Below are 17,844 nucleotides of genomic sequence, written 5' to 3' on the forward strand. Positions count from 1 at the left end.
GACATCCGCTCGCAGTGGGTTGGGGCACCTGTCTTACCGCAGCTTCTTCAGCAACACGAGCTGCGGGCCTTGCGGGCTTGCGATCGCCGCAGCCAGGTACACGTCGGTATTCACCACCAGCAATCGCGAATCGTAGACTGCGCGTTCCGGCGTCAGGCCGTGGGCTGCATACGTCGCGAGGGCCCCCTTGGGGGTGCTGCCCAAGCCGGACCACCCGCCCGCCGTGTTGCGCTGGACGATGGTCTCCACACCCACGTTACGGGTCTGGTTCTGCCACGACATCAGGGCGTCATTGCCGAGCATGGCGAAGCCGACAACGGGACCGCCCTGGACGAGGCTGTTCGGCAGGTTGTAGCCCCCCGTGGACACCCAGTTGGTGCCGTCGAATCGATACACCGCCGTGCCTGTGCTGCTGCTGGTGCGGGTGCTGTCCAGCACGCCGATCGAGCCCGCGATGACAGGCCGCCCGGCCGCGTCGAACAAGAGGCGCGCGCTGCCCCAGCCATTGGTGTTGCTCTCGGGCAGGACACCCCCGTTGGGACCTGCGGCTTGCCAGGTGCCGCTGGCCACGTCAAAGCGGGCTGCGCGCAACGGGGGCGTGGTGCCGCCGTTGGCGGCTGGGTAAGCCAGCCAGAGCGTGCCACTGGGATCGACGCCCAGATCCGCCACGTTGTAGGAGGCCGGGAACGACTCGGTCGCGGCCGCGGCGAGCCTGCCCCAGGCCACGCCGTTGAAACGCTGGACCCAGAGGTTGCCGCTGTTGTCGCGATAGGCAACGACAGGCTGATCCGCCGTATCGAGGGTCACGCGAGGTTGATTCCTGTCGACGCACAGGCCGCCCGCCCCGCTGATGGACGCGTGGGGAAGCACCCCGGCATTCGGCCCGATCGCCGTCCAGACGCCGTTCACCAGGCGACTGGCCGTGACCCGGTAGTCATCGGCTACCGTGCGGCTCTGGTAGACGATCGTCGGTGTGTTGTGGCTGTCGAATGCAATGCTGGCGGAGTGGGGCTCGCATGAAAGCTCCGACGTGATTGGCCCGCCGAGGTCTTCCCAGGTGGAGCCGGTGAAGCGCCGCAGCTGCAGGACCTGCGTGCGCCGGCTGCCAACGAGGGGGTTGGTCACATGCCCGAGCACCGGCTTGCCGTTGCGGTCCGCGACCAGGTCCAGCACCGGGGACGACAGGCTGTTAGCAATGACGCCCTCGGAGACGGGCCCCCAGTCGCTCAGCTCGGCGGTGAGGCGCAGCGAATTTTCGTTACCGGTGCTGTCGTACGCCGTGAAGGTGTACCGGCCCGCCACCGGCAGGCTGACGTCGATCAGATTGATGCCCGTCGCCCGGCCCTTCGACCAGATGACGCTGCCGTCAGGGGCCAGCAGGCGCAGGTCCATGCTGCCTGCTTGCGCAGCGAAATGAGCGCCGGCCGGCGACGCGACATCGAAGCTCGCGCGATAAAGGGTGTAGGCCGGCAGCAGCCGTGTCACGTCGGATGGAAGGGCCAGCGTCTCGTCCTGCGCGCCACCGATCAGGGCACCCTGGATGCGTACACCCGCGAATTGCTGCGTCTGAACCTCAAGGATGTAGTTGCCCGGCGCAGGCGGCGCCAGCACGAGCATCGCGCTGCTGGCGGTGCTGAACGGCCTGCTGGCGATGACGGTCGAACCTTGCAGGATGCGGGCGGTGCCGGACACGAGCACCTGCGAGCCCGGAGCACCAATGGTGAATCTCGCCGTCTGGGTGGCAGAACCCGTGAACGAGAACTGCGCAGCACTTGCCGGCTGGATGCTCCGCGTGATATCGACCGGGAAAGTGATGGCTTCGGCAACGGGCCCGGAAACAGCCAATGGCCGCATCCTGATCAACACGTCCTCATCGCGTCCGATGGGACCATTGACCACCACGCTGCCCGTCCATGTTCCGTTCAGCGCAGTGGCGCTCAGGACCACGTTGCGGTTGGCCGGGACCAGGATGATGGTGCCGCCCGCGATAGGCACGGTCGCTTGCCGGGAGTAGCCGGCGATCACAGCAGGGTCGGTGTCTGCCAGCGCTCGCGTGCGACCGACACTGGCATTGCCGCCGAGCGTGCGCTCCATTTCAGCGAGCATGTTGCACATGGTCGCGTTGTTGAAGCTGTCGCGGGCCTCGGGCAGGCCGATGTCGTCGTCGTATACGCACTTGGGCTTCGGTCCGTACGGGTCGAAGCCCAGGTCGGTGTTCCACCAGGAGAAGTGCGAAACGACGGCGCGCATGCCGAGCCCGGTCGGCGACGTCGCGTTGTCGACCACGGTGCCGGTGCCTTCCTGGGTCCAGAGCCCGGTGGTTTCGTCGAGAGACCAGAGGGCAATCGAGTCGCCTGCCACGGCCACCGTTCCATCGAGCCTACGTGTCGCGTACATCGGCAGCTCGATCGTCGCCGTCTTGCCCGGCGCGAGTTGCAGGCGCGCCTCGTCGCTGCCGAGCACGAACTCGACCGTGCCGAAGCTCACGAGCGGCGTGATCGAGGCGTCGGCCTTGACGCCGTCGAAGCTTCCGGGAAAGCCACCGCCGCCTTTGAGTGTTGGGTCGACCGGCGTCATGGCGATGGACACAGCGCCCGTCACCAGGGCGCCGGTCGAATCGACGAGTGCGTCGGCCGGCAGCGTGATGGTCGCGCCACCGCGACCCGCCAGGGTGCCGCCCACATGGGCGTCGGTGAGCATTTGCGCGGCGTCGCGCGGCCGCATGACGGCGTTGATGCGCGAGTCGATGCTTGCCGCCGCCGGCAGTTGCACCGTCATGACCTGTTCGGCGTAACCGGACTTCGCCAGGCGCAGCGCGAAAGGGATCCCGCGCTCCAGCGTGACGGCGGCAACGCCGCTGGCATCGGTCGTGCCGAGCACCGAGGCGCTGCCCTGGCGCGCAATCGTGACGCCCGACAGCGCGGCACCACTCAGGTCGACCACGGCGGTGTGCACGACCACGGTGCCGGTGGCGGCAGCTGCGGCACTGACCGTGATGCTGCGCGTGGCGGTTCCGGTCACGCCTGCTGTGTCGACCACGGTCAGCGTCACGCTGCGCGTGCCAGCCGCCGCATATGCATGCGCGATCTTGGCGCCACCGCCTCGCGTGCCGTCGCCAAAGTCCCAGACGTATTGCAAGGCGCCGGCGGACGAGCTCGAGGTCGACGCATCGAAGGCGATCGGTGCGTTGGTGGGTGCTGTTGCGGCCGCAGTGAAGCTTGCCGTCGGCGCTGTAGGAGGCGGTGGGATAGTGGGTGGCGTGCCGGTCCCAGGCGCGTCGGAACTGCCGCCTCCTCCACAGGAAACCAGCAGAACCAATGCAAGACACGTCAGGAAACGCGAGGCAAAGGGGGCGAAACGTGGGCGCATGTTCAACTCCAAACAGAGGGGGCTTAGAGGTGTTAACGCGTTGCCCATCCAATGCTGGACATCGCCCTATGCAAATAGTTTTGGCTCTTCGTTGATTTGACTGGAATCGAACGACGAGGCTAAGCGCGACAACATCCGCGACATGCGGGCCACCTCGCTATCGAGGTGCGCTACGTCCGCTGGCCGTCCGCACCCAGTCTTTGGACTAAACCGCTCGCGAGGTAGCCGCTGCGGTGGCATCAGTTGACGTTCGCTGCATCGTTCCTGCCAACGTTGAGCTGCAAGGCATCCGCCTCGCTCTTCAACAGGAGCAGGATCATGAAGCCATCGTCTCCCAGGTCTCACCGCTGCGCCAACGCATGACCGAGGACATGCGCATGCGCAAGCTCGAACTCAATACGCGCACAAGCGCGCGAGCATGCCCTCGGCATGACGCAGCCGCGTCATGAACGCGCCTATCTCGCGTTAGGGCACCGATTCATGATGCTTGACCTTCTTGATCTTGCTGGTGGTGGGTAACAGCATTTGCAGGTGCCCGGCCCAGTGGGCAGGGTTCGCAGCATCCCGGTGTCCACGCGTGGTGGCCCAATCAAGAACTGACTCGATCCGGCCGCGAAGCCGTTTCCGCCTTCTTCAGCCAAATGGGTTCCAGAATCTTGAGCACGTGGGTGGTGTCTATGAGGCGCACGTGCAGATCTCCGATGCGCGGCGTCGCGTACTCTTTGAGCGAGCTTCGCCATTGAGCCTGGCTCTTGGGGTTCTTCCACTCGTGGGCCTTGGCGAGGACCTACTGTTCCGCGCAGGTATCGAAGGGCAAGTCGTTCGGCGCGAGACGTCAAGAATCAACGATGGTTCGCAAAGCCGCATGAATACTGGGCTTACTAGCACCCTGCGAGCTTTTACGAGATCTCATGAAACCGTGGAATGGCGGTCACCGCTTCCGCCAGGTGCCGCTAAAACAAGCCGGCCCTGCCCGCCCCCGCCACCACCGATTTCGCCAGCGCCGCCACCTGCGCGCTCAGGTCGTCAGAAGGCGACTCGCTGGCCCGGCCCGTCCACATCAGGCGGCCGCTGGTGGTTTCGGTGATTGAGCTGTTGGCTGCGTAGCCTGTGGCCACCTTGCCACCGCCTATGGGGGCTGACACGCCCACACCGCCACCCACGCCCCCACCCCCAAAGCCGCCCAGGCCAAAGCCGATCGAAAAGCCGGGCTTGGTAACGCTGCTGTTCTGCCCGATGACGGTCAGCAACACGGCCTTGGCGCCTGCCGCCTTGGCGGCAGCCAAATGCTGCGCCGACGCCACCGCCGCGGTGGTCGGGTCGCCAGGCGCATCAGGCGCAGCAACCGGCGTTGCCCCTGCAGTCAGCACCTGGGCACCCACCTGGTCTTGGCAGACGCGCCTGAGCACCAGGTCTTGGGCCTCGCACACCACCAGCACGCGTGCGCCGCGCAAGGGGTTGCCACTCACGAGTTGCGGGTCGGCCCACTGGGCGTCAAGCGACGGGGTTGAGGCGCAGCCGGCGAGCATCAGCGCGCTGCCCAGGCTGGCCATCAGCTTGGGGCATTCAAAGGCAAAGGGAAAAGCGGTCATGGGAACCTCCTGCCCGCTTGGAGCAGCATCAGCCGACACAAGTTCGATTCTTGCCCGTCCGCTTGGCTTCATACAAGGCTTCGTCTGCTCGCTCCAGGGCGATTTCAATGCGTTCACCAGGGCGGTACGCCGTCACGCCGGCCGAAAAGGTGACGAAGATACGCTTCTCTTCGTGCATGAACAGGCCGCCGCTGAGCGATCGCTGCAAGCGCGTGAGGATCTGCTCGCCTTCGGCCACGGGCGTGTTGGGCAGCAGCACCACAAATTCTTCGCCGCCGTAGCGCGCCACCAGGTCCATAGGCCGCAGGGCCTTGCTCACCACCTCGGCCAATGTCTTGAGCGCCACGTCGCCGGCGTTGTGGCCCAGCTCGTCGTTGAGCTTCTTGAAGTTGTCGACATCGAGCAGCCCGATCGACAGCGGCGTGCCTTCGCGCTCCAGCCGTGAGCGTTCTGCATCGAAAGCCTGCATCAGGCCGCGGCGATTGGCAATCTTGGTGAGCTGGTCGGTGGAGACTTCTTGCGACAGGCGCACCAGCTCGGTTTCGAGCTCGACCACCCGCTCAGACAGATCGGTGGCGCGCTCATGCTCGTATTGCAGCTTGCCCTGCGCCACCTTCACGATCGACTGCACGGTGCGGCTTTCTTCGACCATCTCTCGCACCACGCCGGCCAGGCTTTCGAGCGAATCGGCCTTCTCGATCACACCGGCATAACGCCCCAGGTTTTCATGGAAGCGGCCAGTCTGCGAGCCCAGCTCACCCAGCTCGCTGAGCATCTGGTTGATCAGCGCCTTGAGCGAATCGCGCGCCTTGGCACGCTCCACGCGCAGCTGCTTTTGCCGCTCACGCGTGTTGCTCAGCAGCTCGCTTACCGAGCGCACGCTGCGCGCGGTAAGGCCGAACTCGATCTCGCTTTGCATGGCCTCGCACTGGCCCTTGGCCCAGCTTTCGTCTTCGGCAAGGTCGGTGAGGCTGGCGGTAAGCTGCTCGCACAGCCCGCCCAGCTGGTCGATCAGGTGGTGGCGATGGGCCAGCACCCGCACCGCGCGCTTGCATAGCTGATCGATCTCATCACTCTGCCCGACGGTCGGGCCGCGCTCGCGTATGCGTTTGGTGATCTCGGCCAGCTCGTCGGCCAGCTCGGCGCTGGGCGCAGGCGGGGCCGGGAAAGCCTGTTGCAGCGTGCCCCCCAGGTGGGCCAGCAGCTCTCGCCAGATGGGCGTGGTGGTGTCGTCGAGTGTGGGGCCAGCGGCGCCGTCTGCCGCCGACAAGGGCGCGGGCTGCGTGGGCTCAGACCAGGGCTGCTCCACCACAACCTGCAGCGCTTCGGGGTCCACAGCGCCGTCGATGGTGTCGCTCTCCCAGCCGGCCAGCAGCTGCCCCAGGCGCTGCTGCAAGCGCTGTGCGTCGCTGCGAGAGCTTGAGAGCACGCGCTGCAGGCTGTCTTTCTTGCGCGCGGCGGTCCATTGACGGCCACCGCGCTGCACGCCTCGCACCACGCGCTCGATCAGGCTGGCCAGGGCCACGGCCTGCGCGGCTGAGTCTTCCTTGTCCGCCGCAAGCGCTGCTGGCGCGGGCGCCACGGGGGGTGGCGTGCCGGCCTCCTGGTAGTAGGCGCGGGCGTAATTCTCGGGGGTGGGTTCCAGCTTTTCCATCACCAGCCGGCGCAGCGCAGCCTTGGCAAGCTGGGGTGCCAAGGCGTCAGCGGCGGCGCGTGGAACGGCAGCGCGTGTCGTCGTGTCCATCGAGGGTCAGAGAATGGGGTTGAGCTTCAGCCTGGCGTGAAGCGCGTGCGCGCGTCGACAGCGGCACGCAAGGCATCGGCCGCGTCGTTCTCGTCGGCGTTAACGATCCAGGGCGCCTTGCGCGGCAGCACCGTCTGCTCAAGCCATTGCTCAAGCAGCTCGGGCGGCTGCGCCTTGCTGAACAAGAAGCCTTGCATCACCACGCAGCCCAGGCGGTGCAGCACTTCCATCTGGCGCATGTTTTCGACGCCCTCGGCGATCACGCGCAGGCCCAGTGAGCGCGCCAGGGCAATGATGGCGGTGACCACGGCGGAGCTTTGCGGCGTCATGCCCAGGTCGCGCACGAAAGAGCGGTCGATCTTGAGTTCGCTGATGGGCAAGGTGGTGAGGTAGGCGAGCGATGAATAGCCGGTGCCGAAATCGTCGATGGAAATCTCGACACCGATTTCGTTGAGCCGGTGCAGCGAGGGGATCACGTTCTGCAGATCCTTCATCAGCCCCGTCTCGGTGATCTCAAGCTCGATGGCGTGGTGGGGCACGCCGTAGAGCGTGACGGCCTGGTGGATGTTTTCGACCAGATCGGTGCGCTCGAACAAGCGATTGGGCAGGTTGACTGCGATCGAATCGCTGAAGCCGAAGCTGTCTTGCCAAAGCCGCGCCTGGCGTGCGGCCTCACGTATGGCCCACTCGCTCAGCGGAATGATGAGGCCGGTTTCTTCGGCCAATGGAATGAAGTCGCCCGGCGGCACGAGTACGCTGCCGCGCTGCCAGCGCATCAGCGCTTCGACGCCCACCATCTTGGCGCCGCGCACGTCAACCTTCGGCTGGTAGTGCAGCACCAGCTCGTTGCGCTCAATGGCCTTGTGCAGCGCGGACTCCAGCTCCAGCTTCTCGCGGCCCTTGCCGGCCAGCGCCGGGCGGTACAGCAGCGCGGCGTTGCGGCCTTGCGCTTTCACCGAGTACATCGCCACGTCAGAGTTGCGCATCAGGTCGGCGACCGTGGCGCCGTCGCGCGGGAACATCGCAATGCCCACGCTCGCCGTCACGAAGCACTCTTGCCCGCCCACGAAGATGGGCTCGCGCATCACGTCGAGAATGCGGCTGGCCACGCGCTCGGCATCGGCCTCGTCAGAAACCTCGGGCAACAGCGCCACGAACTCGTCGCCACCCAGGCGGCCCACGGCCTCCAGCGTGCGGTGCGAGCGTGAGCCCATCGATTCGATGGAGCTTTCCATCACCTGGTCAGAGTGGCGCACGCACGAGCGCAGGCGGCGCGAGACCTCCATCAGCAGCTCGTCGCCGGCCCCATGGCCCAGCGTGTCGTTGATGACCTTGAAGCGGTCGAGGTCGATCAGCAACAGCGCCACCGGGTGGTTGAGCCGGCGTGCATGTTCGAGTGCGCGCTCGGCGCGCCAGATCAGCTGGCGGCGGTTGGGCAGGCCGGTGAGCGCATCAAAGTTGGCCAGGTGGCGGATCTTGTCTTCGGCCATGCGCCGGTCGGTCACGTCTTGCACGATGCCGGTGTAGCCCGACAAGTTGCCGTGCTCGTTGAACTCGGGCTCAGCCTCGACGTGGATGATGCGTTGCTGCCGCCCATCGGGCAGCGTGACCGGAATGTCTGTGGCCAGCACCGAGCTGTGGCGGTACACGTCGTGCAGCACCATCATGAAACCTTCACGGTCTTCATCGGGCACCATGCGCAGCACGCCGCGCATGCTGGCCTTGTCACCCACGCCCATGCCAAACACGCGCAGGCCTTCAACCGAGAACACCGGGCTGCCGCTGCCCATGCGCCAGTCAAAGCTGCCCATGCGCGCCAGGTCTTGCGCGCGTGCAAGCTTTGATTTGCTGCGCTCCAGCTCAAGCCGGGTGCGCGACGAGCGCAGCAGGTAGCGCAGGCGGCCGGCCAGCAAGCTCCATTGGGTGGATTTGACGAAGAAGTCGGTGGCACCGGCCTCATAGGCGCGGGTGATGGAAGCTTCGTCGTCGAGACCCGTCAGCATCAGCACCGGCAGCGACTCGAAGCCGGGCAAGGCGCGCAGCTCGCGGCAGGTCTGGAAGCCGTCTAGCCCGGGCATCAGGGCATCGAGCACCACCACGTCGGGCAGCCAGTCGGCCAGCAGTTGAATGGCGCGCTCACCGCTGGTGGCTTCGGTGATGGCAAAACCGCGCTCGCGCAGGGCGATGGCGGTGAGCAGCAGGTTGACCTCGTCGTCATCGACAAGCAACACCTTGGGCTGAACCAAGGGATCGTCGTCGACCAAGGCAGCGCTGGAGGTCATGAAGTCAGGCACCGAGGATTCGCTTCAGCGCCACGCGCACTATTTCGACCTCGGTCTGCAGATTGGCAATGCGCTCGGGCATGCCCTCTGACTGCTCTTGGCGAGCTCTGGATTCGACGTCCGAGCACATTCTTGACAGCTTCATGGCCCCGATGCTGGCGGACGATGATTTTAGGGTGTGGGCCACGTGGCGGATACCCCCCAGCTCATTGGCATTGAGCGCGTCCTGCAGCTGCGGCATCAGCCGCCCCACCGAGCTTTCGAAGGCATTCACCACGCGCTCCATAAGGCGATTCTCGCCATTGGGGTCGAGCTCGCGCAGCCGCTCCAGAGCCTGGGCATCGAGCACGTTGGAATCAAGCTCTGCATCGCCCAAGCCGCCGGGCTCGCTGAGAGCGCCACCTTGCGCGGCGCCCCCGGGTGAACCCGCATCGCCGGCATGGACAGGCGCTGCGGGGCGAAGGTGTTTGGTCAGCATTGCAAGCAGTTGACTCTGGCGAAACGGTTTGGACAAGTAGTCATCGAACCCCAGGCCCAGGAAGCGCTCTTCATCGCCACCCAGGGCATTGGCCGTGACCGCAATGATCGGAGTATCTGCTGAAGTGAGGAAGTTGAAACGACCGGCCGTTCCGCGGCGAAACCAGTTGAGCGCCTCCACCCCGTCCATGCCCGGCATTTGAATGTCCATGAGCACCAGGTCGAAGGGTTTCTCGCACATGGCCCGCAGGCCCGCCAGTGCGCCGGTACTCACCCGAACCCGACACCCCAGCGTTCTGAGCATTTGCCCGATCACTTCCTGGTTGACGACGTTGTCTTCCACGACAAGGATGTGTGCGTTCAGGCGCGGCGTCAATCGTGCGGGATCTGCATTCGAGGCAGAAATGCCCAGAATGGCTTGCCGCAACTCGGCTTTTCGGATCGGTTTGGGCACGAACCGGTGGAAACCGGCCTGGTGGGCGGCCCGCACGTCATCGGGCGACGACACCGACGACAGCAGCACCATCTTCAGTTGTGGCTGGAGGCCTGAAGCCTGCAATGCCAGCGCCAGGCCCATGCCGTCCAGACGGGGCATGCGCATGTCGACCAGGGCCATGTCGAACTGCGGGGCTATCGCCGTCTGCCCCTGCAAGATCTCGAGCGCCTCGCGCCCATCATTGGCCAGCACCACGTCCATGCCCCAGGCGTTGAGCATGTTGTCGAGCACGATTCGGTTGGTTTCGTTGTCTTCGACCACCAGAATGCGCATGTGCGGCATGGTCACCAGATCCAGCCCCAGTGCGGCACTATCGGCCTCGACCAGCCCCAACGGCAGCACGAAGCGAAATTCCGAGCCCACCCCAGGCTGGCTGCTGACCTCGATCTCACCGCCCATCAGGTCGACCAGCTGCTTGGAGATGCTCAAGCCCAAGCCGGTGCCGCCATAGCGGCGTGAGCTGCCCACGCTGGCCTGCGTGAAGGCGCTGAAAAGACGTGGCAGCACCTCTTTCTCAATGCCGATGCCGGTGTCGCGCACTGCAAACGCCAGGCGACCAGCCAAGCCACCAGGCGGCGTGCCCAGCGTCACCACCACTTCGCCCTGCTCGGTGAACTTGATGGCATTGGCCACCAGGTTGGTCAGCACCTGCCGCAGGCGCAGAGGGTCACCCTTCACCACCACCGGCAGGCCAGGCTCTTCGCGAAAGCTCAGCTCCAGGCCCTTCTCGTGTGCGCGCGGCGCCAGCAGCTCCAGTGTGTCTTCGACCACGCTGCGCAGCAGGAAGTCGATGCTGGCAAGCTCAAACTTGCCGGCCTCGATCTTCGAGAAGTCGAGTATGTCGTTGATGATCTCCAGCAGCGACTCACCCGAGCGGTACACCGCCTGCACGAAGCGGCGCTGCTTGTCTGACAAGGGCGTGCCCAGCAGCAGCTCCGTCATGCCCAAAATGCCGTTCATCGGCGTGCGAATTTCATGGCTCATGCTCGCCATGAACTGGCTCTTGGCCTGGCTTGCATGCTCGGCTGCGTTGCGTGCGCGCTGCAGCTCGATCTCACGCTCGCGCTCCAACGTCACGTCAGAGCCCAGCCCGTATACACGTATCTCGCCGTCGGGCATCCGGCGCGAGCGGGTGCGCGAGCGCATCCAGCGCAGCCCCATGCGGGGGTGCTTTATGCGGTAGACGATGTCGGTCGGCTCCAGGTTCAGCTCGCGCTGCCGGCGTTCGTCGAGCAGGGGCAGGTCGGCCGGCTCGACATAGGCGTTGAGGGCCGCGGGCGTGATGTCGAAGTTCGAACGCGTGATGCGCTGGCCGTCGTACTTCACCGTGGTCATGAACTGAAAATGGTCGCGCATCGGGTTGGTGACGAAGAGCGCGTCTTCCACCGTGTCGGCAAACTCGCGAAAGCGCGCCTGGGCCTCCTGGAGCTCGCGCTCGGCGAGGCGCTCGCGGGTGATGTCTCGCGCCAGTGCAATCAGCACGCTCGGCTCGCCCTGCGCATTGCGCAGCGCAAAGTAGCGCGCCCCCACCACACGTTTGCCATGACGGGTGTCAATTTCAAAATCGCGGTCGACCGTGGTGTGCAGCGCCAAGGCCTCGGCCATCGCCGGTTCGGCCAGGGCGCTCACGTTGGCGCCCAGCGCCTCGATCAGCGTCTTGCCCACGATGTCTTCGCGCCGCACGCCAAACTCACGCTCGGCATGCGCATTGATGCTCAGCACGCGGCGGTCGGCGACGCTGAAAACATACAGGCTCGCGGGCAAGTTTTCGACCAGGGTGTGGAAGAACTCGCGCCCAGGCGCACCGTCGCTCGGCGCGGCCGCATTCGGTTCAGCCTTGGCTTGGGCCCTGGCGCCTCGCCAACGCTGGGACAGCACGGCGGCCAGCAAGGCACCGGCAGCAGCCGCCGCCAGCCAGTGGGCGACGTCGGTCGCTGCGGCAAGGGCCAGGCCCGCGGCAAGCGCCGCCAGAACCAGCAAGAAACGAGACGTCAGCAAAGGCATGAGCAGAGCAGAGACTTCGACGCGAACTTTCGATTCGCAAAACGCCGAGTGGCGGCCTTCACGGTTTACCGTTCTGTTTTCGGCATAAACCCCAGTGACTTGAATCCCACGCCCGTGGTGCGATGCCGGGTGGTCAGTCCTTACAATCATTCCAATGACGCTCGTGCTGCTCTCCGTGTTGGCACTGCTCGCCATGCTGGCAGCCGCGGCGGCCATGGCGTGGGCCCTGCGGGCACAGCGCAACCAGCACCGCTCTGGCGCCGAATTGCAAGCCACCCGGGCCCGTGCCCACGCCCTAGACAGCACCCTCGACGTGTGGCAATGGCACACCGATGCCCAGCACCGTCTCACCCTGCTGCGCCCACCGGCCTCGGCTACAGCTGCATGGCCCGCACTCAATGGCGCACCGCTGTTGTGGGAGCACTTCCAGTTCAACGACAACTCGCTGCGCGCGCGCGTGCAAAGTCACGCCGCCCTCGACGCGCTCACGGTCTGGCATGTAGACGCGACCGGGCAGCGGCACTCGTGGGTACTGCGCGGCACGGCGCTGCTCGACGCCGAAGGCCGCTACGCGGGCCATGTGGGCACCGCCCGCGAGCTGCCCGCCGAGCCCTCGGCCACCGCCCTGCCCGGCCCGGTGTCGGCTGAAGGCGACACGGGCGAGCACGAGTCTTTCAGCTACACCGTCTCGCATGACTTGCGCGCGCCGATTCGGGTGGTGGAAGGATTCACCAAGATCGTGAAAGAAGACTATGGCCGCCTGCTCGACCGCATCGGCAACGACCACCTCGACCGCGTGCTGGGCGCGGCCGCCCGCATGAACAGCATGATCGACTCACTGCTGGCGCTGTCGCAGCTGTCGTCGCGCCCCTTGTCGCGCCAGCCGGTCAACGTGACGCAGTTGGTGGGCTACATCGTCGACGACCTGAAGCGCCAGTCGCCCGAGCGCCAGGTCGAGGTCTACATTGAGCCCGGCCTTCAGGTGCAGGGGGACGCCACGCTGCTGCGCGTAGCGCTTGAAAACCTGCTCGGCAACGCCTGGAAGTACACCGCCAAATGCCGCGAGCCGCGCATACGCTTCGAGCGCACCGAGCACGAAGGCCGCCCGGCCTTCAGCGTGCGCGACAACGGCGCGGGCTTCGACATGCGCTTCTCCGACCGCTTGTTCGGGGTGTTTCAGCGCTTGCACAGCGCCAATGACTTTCAGGGCACAGGCGTGGGCCTGGCCTCAGTGCGCCGCATCATTCGCCGACATGGTGGGGACATCTGGGCCGAGGGCGAAGTGGATCGAGGCGCCCGGTTCGTCTTCTGGATAAAGGAGTAGCACCCCAGGCGCTTTGCTCTCGCCCGCTCAGGCCTCGCCGGGTTTGGACAGCAGCTCCACCGCTTCCAGCAGCCGCTCGGCCTGCACCTGCAGCGAGCGCGATTCGCTGGTGGCCAGCTTCTGCAGCCGCTCCAGCGCGGCCGTGCGTGGCAGCGAGTAGCGGTGCATCAGCACCCCGACTGCCATTGCCACCACCTGTGCCAGCGCGTCATCGGCTGCCGCATGCCCCGCGTTGGCCGCCTCGCTGCGCCGCTTGCTCAGCTGCGCAAATGCGGCTTCCACCGCCGGCACGATCTGGCGTATGTCGAGCGGCTTCACCAGATAGGCCACCGCGCCTAGCTCTTTCACCTGAGCCACGGTCGCGTCGTCGGAGAAGGCCGACAAGAACATGAAGGGCATCTGGCAGTACTCGCGCAGATAGGCCGCCACGTCAAAGCCGCTCTTGCCTTCCATGCGGATGTCGAGCAACGCCAGGTCGGGGCGGTGCTCGCGGGCCAGCAAAATCGCGTCGTCACCGTTGTCGGCGTCGATGATCTCGTAGCCCGCCGCGGCAAGGCCGTGCGTGAGCGTCGCCAGCACAAGCCGGTCGTCGTCAACCACAAGAATCTTGCCTTTTTGCGTCACGAGGGGCCTCGCCGGGGGAATCATGAATTGTGGCCGAAACCCCTTGTTTGCAGCCACTACCGTGTAAGCGGCTGCGTGCTGGCTCGTTCAGCGCCCTTAGACCGGCTCCAGCCGTGTGACACCGGGCGACACCAGCGCAACGGTGGCCACCACATCGTCCCCTTGCTGCTCCACCGTCAAGCTGGCGCTGCGGCGCGGCAGCAGCGCACGTACCAGGCCCAGGCCCGATACCCCGCCCGGAAAGCGCGCCAGGCTGAAGCCCACCGGCAAATGCCCGCGGTTGGCCACCGCGATCTGGATCGACGCCTCGCCGCACACCAGCCGGCAGTGCACGGCCGATGGGTCGTCAATGGCCGCACTGTGCTTGACGGCGTTGGTCAGCAGCTCGTTCACCGTGAGTGCGATCGGGATCGACTCGGCCTCAGGAAGCGCCCACAGGTGGGGTGCTGGCCCTTCCACCGTGAACTTGATGGTGCGCCCGAAGGTGCGCTGCACCGAGCCGGTGATGGCTTCGAGCACGCTCTTCACCCGCAGTGGCCCGGCCACGCCCACTTGCAGGCCATAGACCTGCGCGATGGCCTGCACCTGCCCCACCACCTCTGACATGGCCGCAGCCATCTCGGGCTTGCGTGCGCCGATCTGCTGCAAGAGACCCGCCACGCCCTGAAGGTTGTTCTTGATGCGGTGGTGCACTTCCTTCACCAGCATCTCGCGCTGCGCGATGGCCGCCTCGAAGCGGGCCTCTTGCGCAGCACGCTGCTCGGTCACATCGGTTGCCACCAGCAGCAACTGGTCAGGCGGCGCATCGGGCGCGGCCAGCGGCAGGTAGCGCGCGTCCCACAGCTGCGTTTCGCCTTGGGTGTCGACGCGGTACTCGCGCTGCGTTACATCGCGCGCGGCCAGCGCCTGCGTCATGTCTAGGCGGCGCTGCTCGGCCACCATGCCCGGATACACCTCTTCGGGGGTGCGACCGATCATCTGCCCCGCCGAGTGCTCGGCACTGCGCGCGGCCACTTGGTTGACCTGCAAGATGCGCAGGCTGCTGGCGTCGTACAGCGTGATGGCCAGCGGCGCGGCCTCGATCACGCGCTGCAGCGAAGCCTGCGCCTCAGCCGTGCGCGCCTCGGCCTGGCGACGTCGCTCGATGTCGAGCAGCGCATAGGTGAGCTGCCGGCCGGTCGACTCGCGGCCGGTCACCACCGCATTGCCCACCACCCAAAACTCGCGCCCGTCGCGCGCCTTCACCTTGCACTCGAAGGTCTCGGCCTGGCCCTCGACCAGCTCGTTGAGGTATTGCGTCTGACGAAACGGGTGCTCGGGGCCCTGCGTGGCCACGGTGCTCATCGGCTGGTTGATGAAGTCGGCCAGGTCACCGCCAAACATTCGGCGCGCCGAGCGGTTCATCCACTCGATGCCCATTGGCCCGACGGTCACGATGCCCACCAGCACCGAATCGAGGATGGCGCGAGTGCGCTCGGCCTGCAGGCCCACGGCCTGCTGCGCGCGGTGGCGGTCGTCCACGTTGACGTACGAGGCAATCATGCCGTCGTCGAGGTTTTCACCATTGACTGGCCGGGTGCTCACCTGAACCCAGATCAGGCTGCCGTCGCGGCGCCGAAGCTGCCGCTCGGCGAGCCAGTTGCCGTGCTGCTCCATCGACTGGCGAGTCACGCCGCGCAGCCGCAGGTATTCGGACTCATTGGCATACAGGGTCGAGGTGGCGAGGCCGTTCATCGCACTGGGGTGGTTACCGGTTAACTCGGCCATGGCCTGGTTGGCTCGTTGGATACGGTCGTTGCGGATGAAGGCGATGCCCACCTCCGACAGGCTGAACATCAGCTCGCGGTCGCGCGCCACGGCTTCAAGCTCCATCTGCTGCGCCTTGAGCCGGGTGATATCGGACAGCACCGCAATCGCCTCAGACGCATCGCCCACCGGCCCGGCCCGGCGCACCGTCAGCGCACACCACTGCCGCGACTGATTCTGCAAGTCGATCGACAACTCGGCCTCGAAAGCCGCGTCTCGCTCGAGCGCAGCCTCGATGTCACTGACCAGCACCTGCGCATGCGGCTGGCTGGCAAACAGCTCATGCAGGCCGCTGCCCACCATCTTGCCGGAATGAAAGCCCAGCAGCGCCTCGAAGCGGCTGTTGCAGCGCACCAGCACCCCGCCGCGCAAATAGGCGATGCCAGCCGTGGTGCTTTCCAGGATGGTGGTCATCTCGCGCAGCAGCGTTTCGCTGCGCTGCTGCGACTGGTGCTGCTCGGTGATGTCTAGCGTGACCACCGAGGTGGTGCGCTTGCCCGAGGCCAGCGTGGCCGGCTCCACGCGCGTGAGCAGCCAGCGCTGGCCCAGCTCCGGGTGGCGGATGGCGTAACGCACCTCGGCGCGCTCGGCATGGCGCAGCGCGTGCTGCAGGCGCTCGTATTCGGGCAACGACTCGGGCATCACCACATCGCGCCGTATCGACTGCAAGGCAGCCGACGCCGGTGCCTCGCCGGCCAGAGCCGGGAGCGCGCTGCTGTGTTGCACCCAGCCTGAAGACTCCTGGAAGGTGGCCAGGCCCACGCCCGCGGTGTCCATCAGCGCACCGATCTGCATCTGCGCCAGATCTCGCTCTTCTTCGGCGCTGCGGTCTTCCACCACCGCCATGAAGCGCAGCTGGCCACTCACCGTGCGGTAGCTGCGCACGGCCGAGCGCAGGCGGCGCAAGCTGGCGTCGGGCAGCATCACCCAGGCCTGAGCCTCCACTGGGCTTGCGCCGGGTTTCAATCCGTCGTGCGGCGCGCCATCGTGCCAGCACAGCAGTTGCTGAATGCCGGGCTCAGCCTCCGACATGAGCACGGGCACCTGGCCCACCAGCGCTTCGAACGCCGGGTTGGTGCGCACCAGCAGCCCTTGCTCATCAAACAGCACCATGCCCACGGGGCTCAGGTCAAACCAATCGTCGAGCTCGCGCACCGAACGATCGGCCCGCTCGCGCGCCACGTGTTCGGCCGTGCTGTCTTGCAACACCGCGAGATAGTGCGTCTGGCCCTGCTCGTCGACCCAGGTGCGCCACGTGCTGCGATACCAGCGCTCGCGGCCATCGGCGTGAATGAGTCGCCGCTCCATCAGCCGCGCGGGTTGGCCCGGTTGCGACATCTCTGGCATCTGGCCGCGGTAGGCCAGGTTCAGCTCGCGGTCTTCTTGCGGGTGCAGCTCCACAGGGTCGCGGCCGATCAGCTGGACGGCGCTGAAACCGGTGAAGTCGATGAACGCCTGGTTCACCTGCACCAGCCGGTAGTCGCTGTCTTGCAGGCAGGCCGGGAATGGCGACTCCCAGAACAGACCCACGAGTTCGGATGACATCGACGGTGAGGCGGCGGGCCGCTCCGGAGTGGTCACGGCCGGTGCTGCGCCGTCGGCCGCAAGGCGCAAGGCCCAGCGTTCGCCCTCCAGCGGCGACAGCGCCACGCTGAAGCGACGGCCGTCGGGCAGAGTCAGCGACTCCGGGATGTCTGCTTTGGGGGCGCCGATTCGCGGCACGCCTTTGACCAGCACCTGCCCGATGGCGGCGATCAAAGGCTCGCCTAGCAGTGGCTTCAGGTCGTTGAGCGTGGCGCCGGCTTCTGCTTGCAGCATCTGCCCCGCGGCCGCGTTGGCAAAGTAGACGCGACCGCTTCGGTCGAGCACCAGCACGGCGTCTGACAGCACGTCGAGGAAGAGACGCAGGGCCTTGGGGTCGAACATGGGGGCAGTGTACGCAGCGGGTTGCTGAGTGGGCTTGCGCTGCGCCGGCGCGCGCCTACCCGCTCAGCCTGACCCTTCGATACCTCAGGACAGGGTCCGCTTCGCGGATCGAAGACCCGCTCGGTTTTGCCTGGGTCTTGTTCACTGCGTGAGGCCGCGCCGGGATTTCGCCCCGGCAGGCGACCGTCTTTCTTGGATCG

General features: G+C 66.2%; 8 protein-coding genes and 1 pseudogene. 1 reads left to right on the top strand and 8 read right to left on the bottom strand.

The window, feature by feature from the left end:
• Nucleotides 1–33: 33 nt before the first annotated feature.
• The 6 genes and pseudogenes from AC30QB_RS11120 to AC30QB_RS11145 form a co-directional block, all read right to left on the bottom strand.
• The gene (locus AC30QB_RS11120; RefSeq protein WP_489546279.1) at nucleotides 34–3,417 is read right to left on the bottom strand and encodes a PKD domain-containing protein; all 3,384 of its coding nucleotides are present in this window, start codon (nucleotides 3,415–3,417) and stop codon (nucleotides 34–36) included.
• Nucleotides 3,418–3,834: 417 nt separating this feature from the next.
• Nucleotides 3,835–4,138, bottom strand: a pseudogene (locus tag AC30QB_RS11125) (phage integrase central domain-containing protein); the annotation flags it as partial.
• 184 nt (nucleotides 4,139–4,322) lie between these two features.
• Nucleotides 4,323–4,961, bottom strand: a complete 639-nt coding sequence (locus AC30QB_RS11130) for a hypothetical protein (RefSeq protein ID WP_489546280.1) — start codon at nucleotides 4,959–4,961, stop codon at nucleotides 4,323–4,325.
• Between the two features lie 28 nt (nucleotides 4,962–4,989).
• Nucleotides 4,990–6,705: a GGDEF domain-containing protein gene (locus AC30QB_RS11135; RefSeq protein WP_489546281.1), complete on the bottom strand. Its 1,716-nt coding sequence runs from the start codon at nucleotides 6,703–6,705 to the stop codon at nucleotides 4,990–4,992.
• Between the two features lie 26 nt (nucleotides 6,706–6,731).
• Nucleotides 6,732–8,987 (bottom strand): putative bifunctional diguanylate cyclase/phosphodiesterase, encoded by a 2,256-nt coding sequence (locus tag AC30QB_RS11140; protein WP_489546282.1) that lies wholly within the window; start codon nucleotides 8,985–8,987, stop codon nucleotides 6,732–6,734.
• A gap of 4 nt (nucleotides 8,988–8,991) precedes the next feature.
• Nucleotides 8,992–11,964, bottom strand: coding sequence for a PAS domain-containing hybrid sensor histidine kinase/response regulator (locus AC30QB_RS11145; RefSeq protein WP_489546283.1), 2,973 nt, complete (start codon nucleotides 11,962–11,964; stop codon nucleotides 8,992–8,994).
• Between the two features lie 154 nt (nucleotides 11,965–12,118).
• Here AC30QB_RS11145 and AC30QB_RS11150 point away from each other — a divergent pair, with 154 nt between their 5' ends.
• Nucleotides 12,119–13,288 carry a sensor histidine kinase gene (locus AC30QB_RS11150; RefSeq protein WP_489546284.1) on the top strand — a complete coding sequence of 390 codons (1,170 nt, stop codon included), beginning with the start codon at nucleotides 12,119–12,121 and terminating at the stop codon, nucleotides 13,286–13,288.
• 27 nt (nucleotides 13,289–13,315) lie between these two features.
• Here AC30QB_RS11150 and AC30QB_RS11155 read toward each other — a convergent pair whose 3' ends face one another.
• Both AC30QB_RS11155 and AC30QB_RS11160 read right to left on the bottom strand, forming a co-directional pair.
• A complete protein-coding gene (locus AC30QB_RS11155; protein ID WP_489546285.1) occupies nucleotides 13,316–13,912 on the bottom strand; it encodes a response regulator in 597 nt (198 codons plus the stop codon).
• Between the two features lie 96 nt (nucleotides 13,913–14,008).
• The gene (locus AC30QB_RS11160; protein ID WP_489546286.1) at nucleotides 14,009–17,644 is read right to left on the bottom strand and encodes a PAS domain-containing sensor histidine kinase; all 3,636 of its coding nucleotides are present in this window, start codon (nucleotides 17,642–17,644) and stop codon (nucleotides 14,009–14,011) included.
• Nucleotides 17,645–17,844: the final 200 nt, after the last annotated feature.

The organism is Rhizobacter sp., from assembly GCF_046595475.1.
GTDB lineage: Bacteria > Pseudomonadota > Gammaproteobacteria > Burkholderiales > Burkholderiaceae_C > Rhizobacter.

What these genes read in the sequence shown, in the direction of transcription:
- AC30QB_RS11120 (WP_489546279.1), bottom strand. Translation starts at nt 3,417, where the DNA reads ATGGGCAACGCGTTAACACCTCTAAGCCCCCTCTGTTTGGAGTTGAAC.
- AC30QB_RS11130 (WP_489546280.1), bottom strand. Translation starts at nt 4,961, where the DNA reads ATGACCGCTTTTCCCTTTGCCTTTGAATGCCCCAAGCTGATGGCCAGC.
- AC30QB_RS11135 (WP_489546281.1), bottom strand. Translation starts at nt 6,705, where the DNA reads ATGGACACGACGACACGCGCTGCCGTTCCACGCGCCGCCGCTGACGCC.
- AC30QB_RS11140 (WP_489546282.1), bottom strand. Translation starts at nt 8,987, where the DNA reads ATGACCTCCAGCGCTGCCTTGGTCGACGACGATCCCTTGGTTCAGCCC.
- AC30QB_RS11145 (WP_489546283.1), bottom strand. Translation starts at nt 11,964, where the DNA reads ATGCCTTTGCTGACGTCTCGTTTCTTGCTGGTTCTGGCGGCGCTTGCC.
- AC30QB_RS11150 (WP_489546284.1), top strand. Translation starts at nt 12,119, where the DNA reads ATGACGCTCGTGCTGCTCTCCGTGTTGGCACTGCTCGCCATGCTGGCA.
- AC30QB_RS11160 (WP_489546286.1), bottom strand. Translation starts at nt 17,644, where the DNA reads ATGTTCGACCCCAAGGCCCTGCGTCTCTTCCTCGACGTGCTGTCAGAC.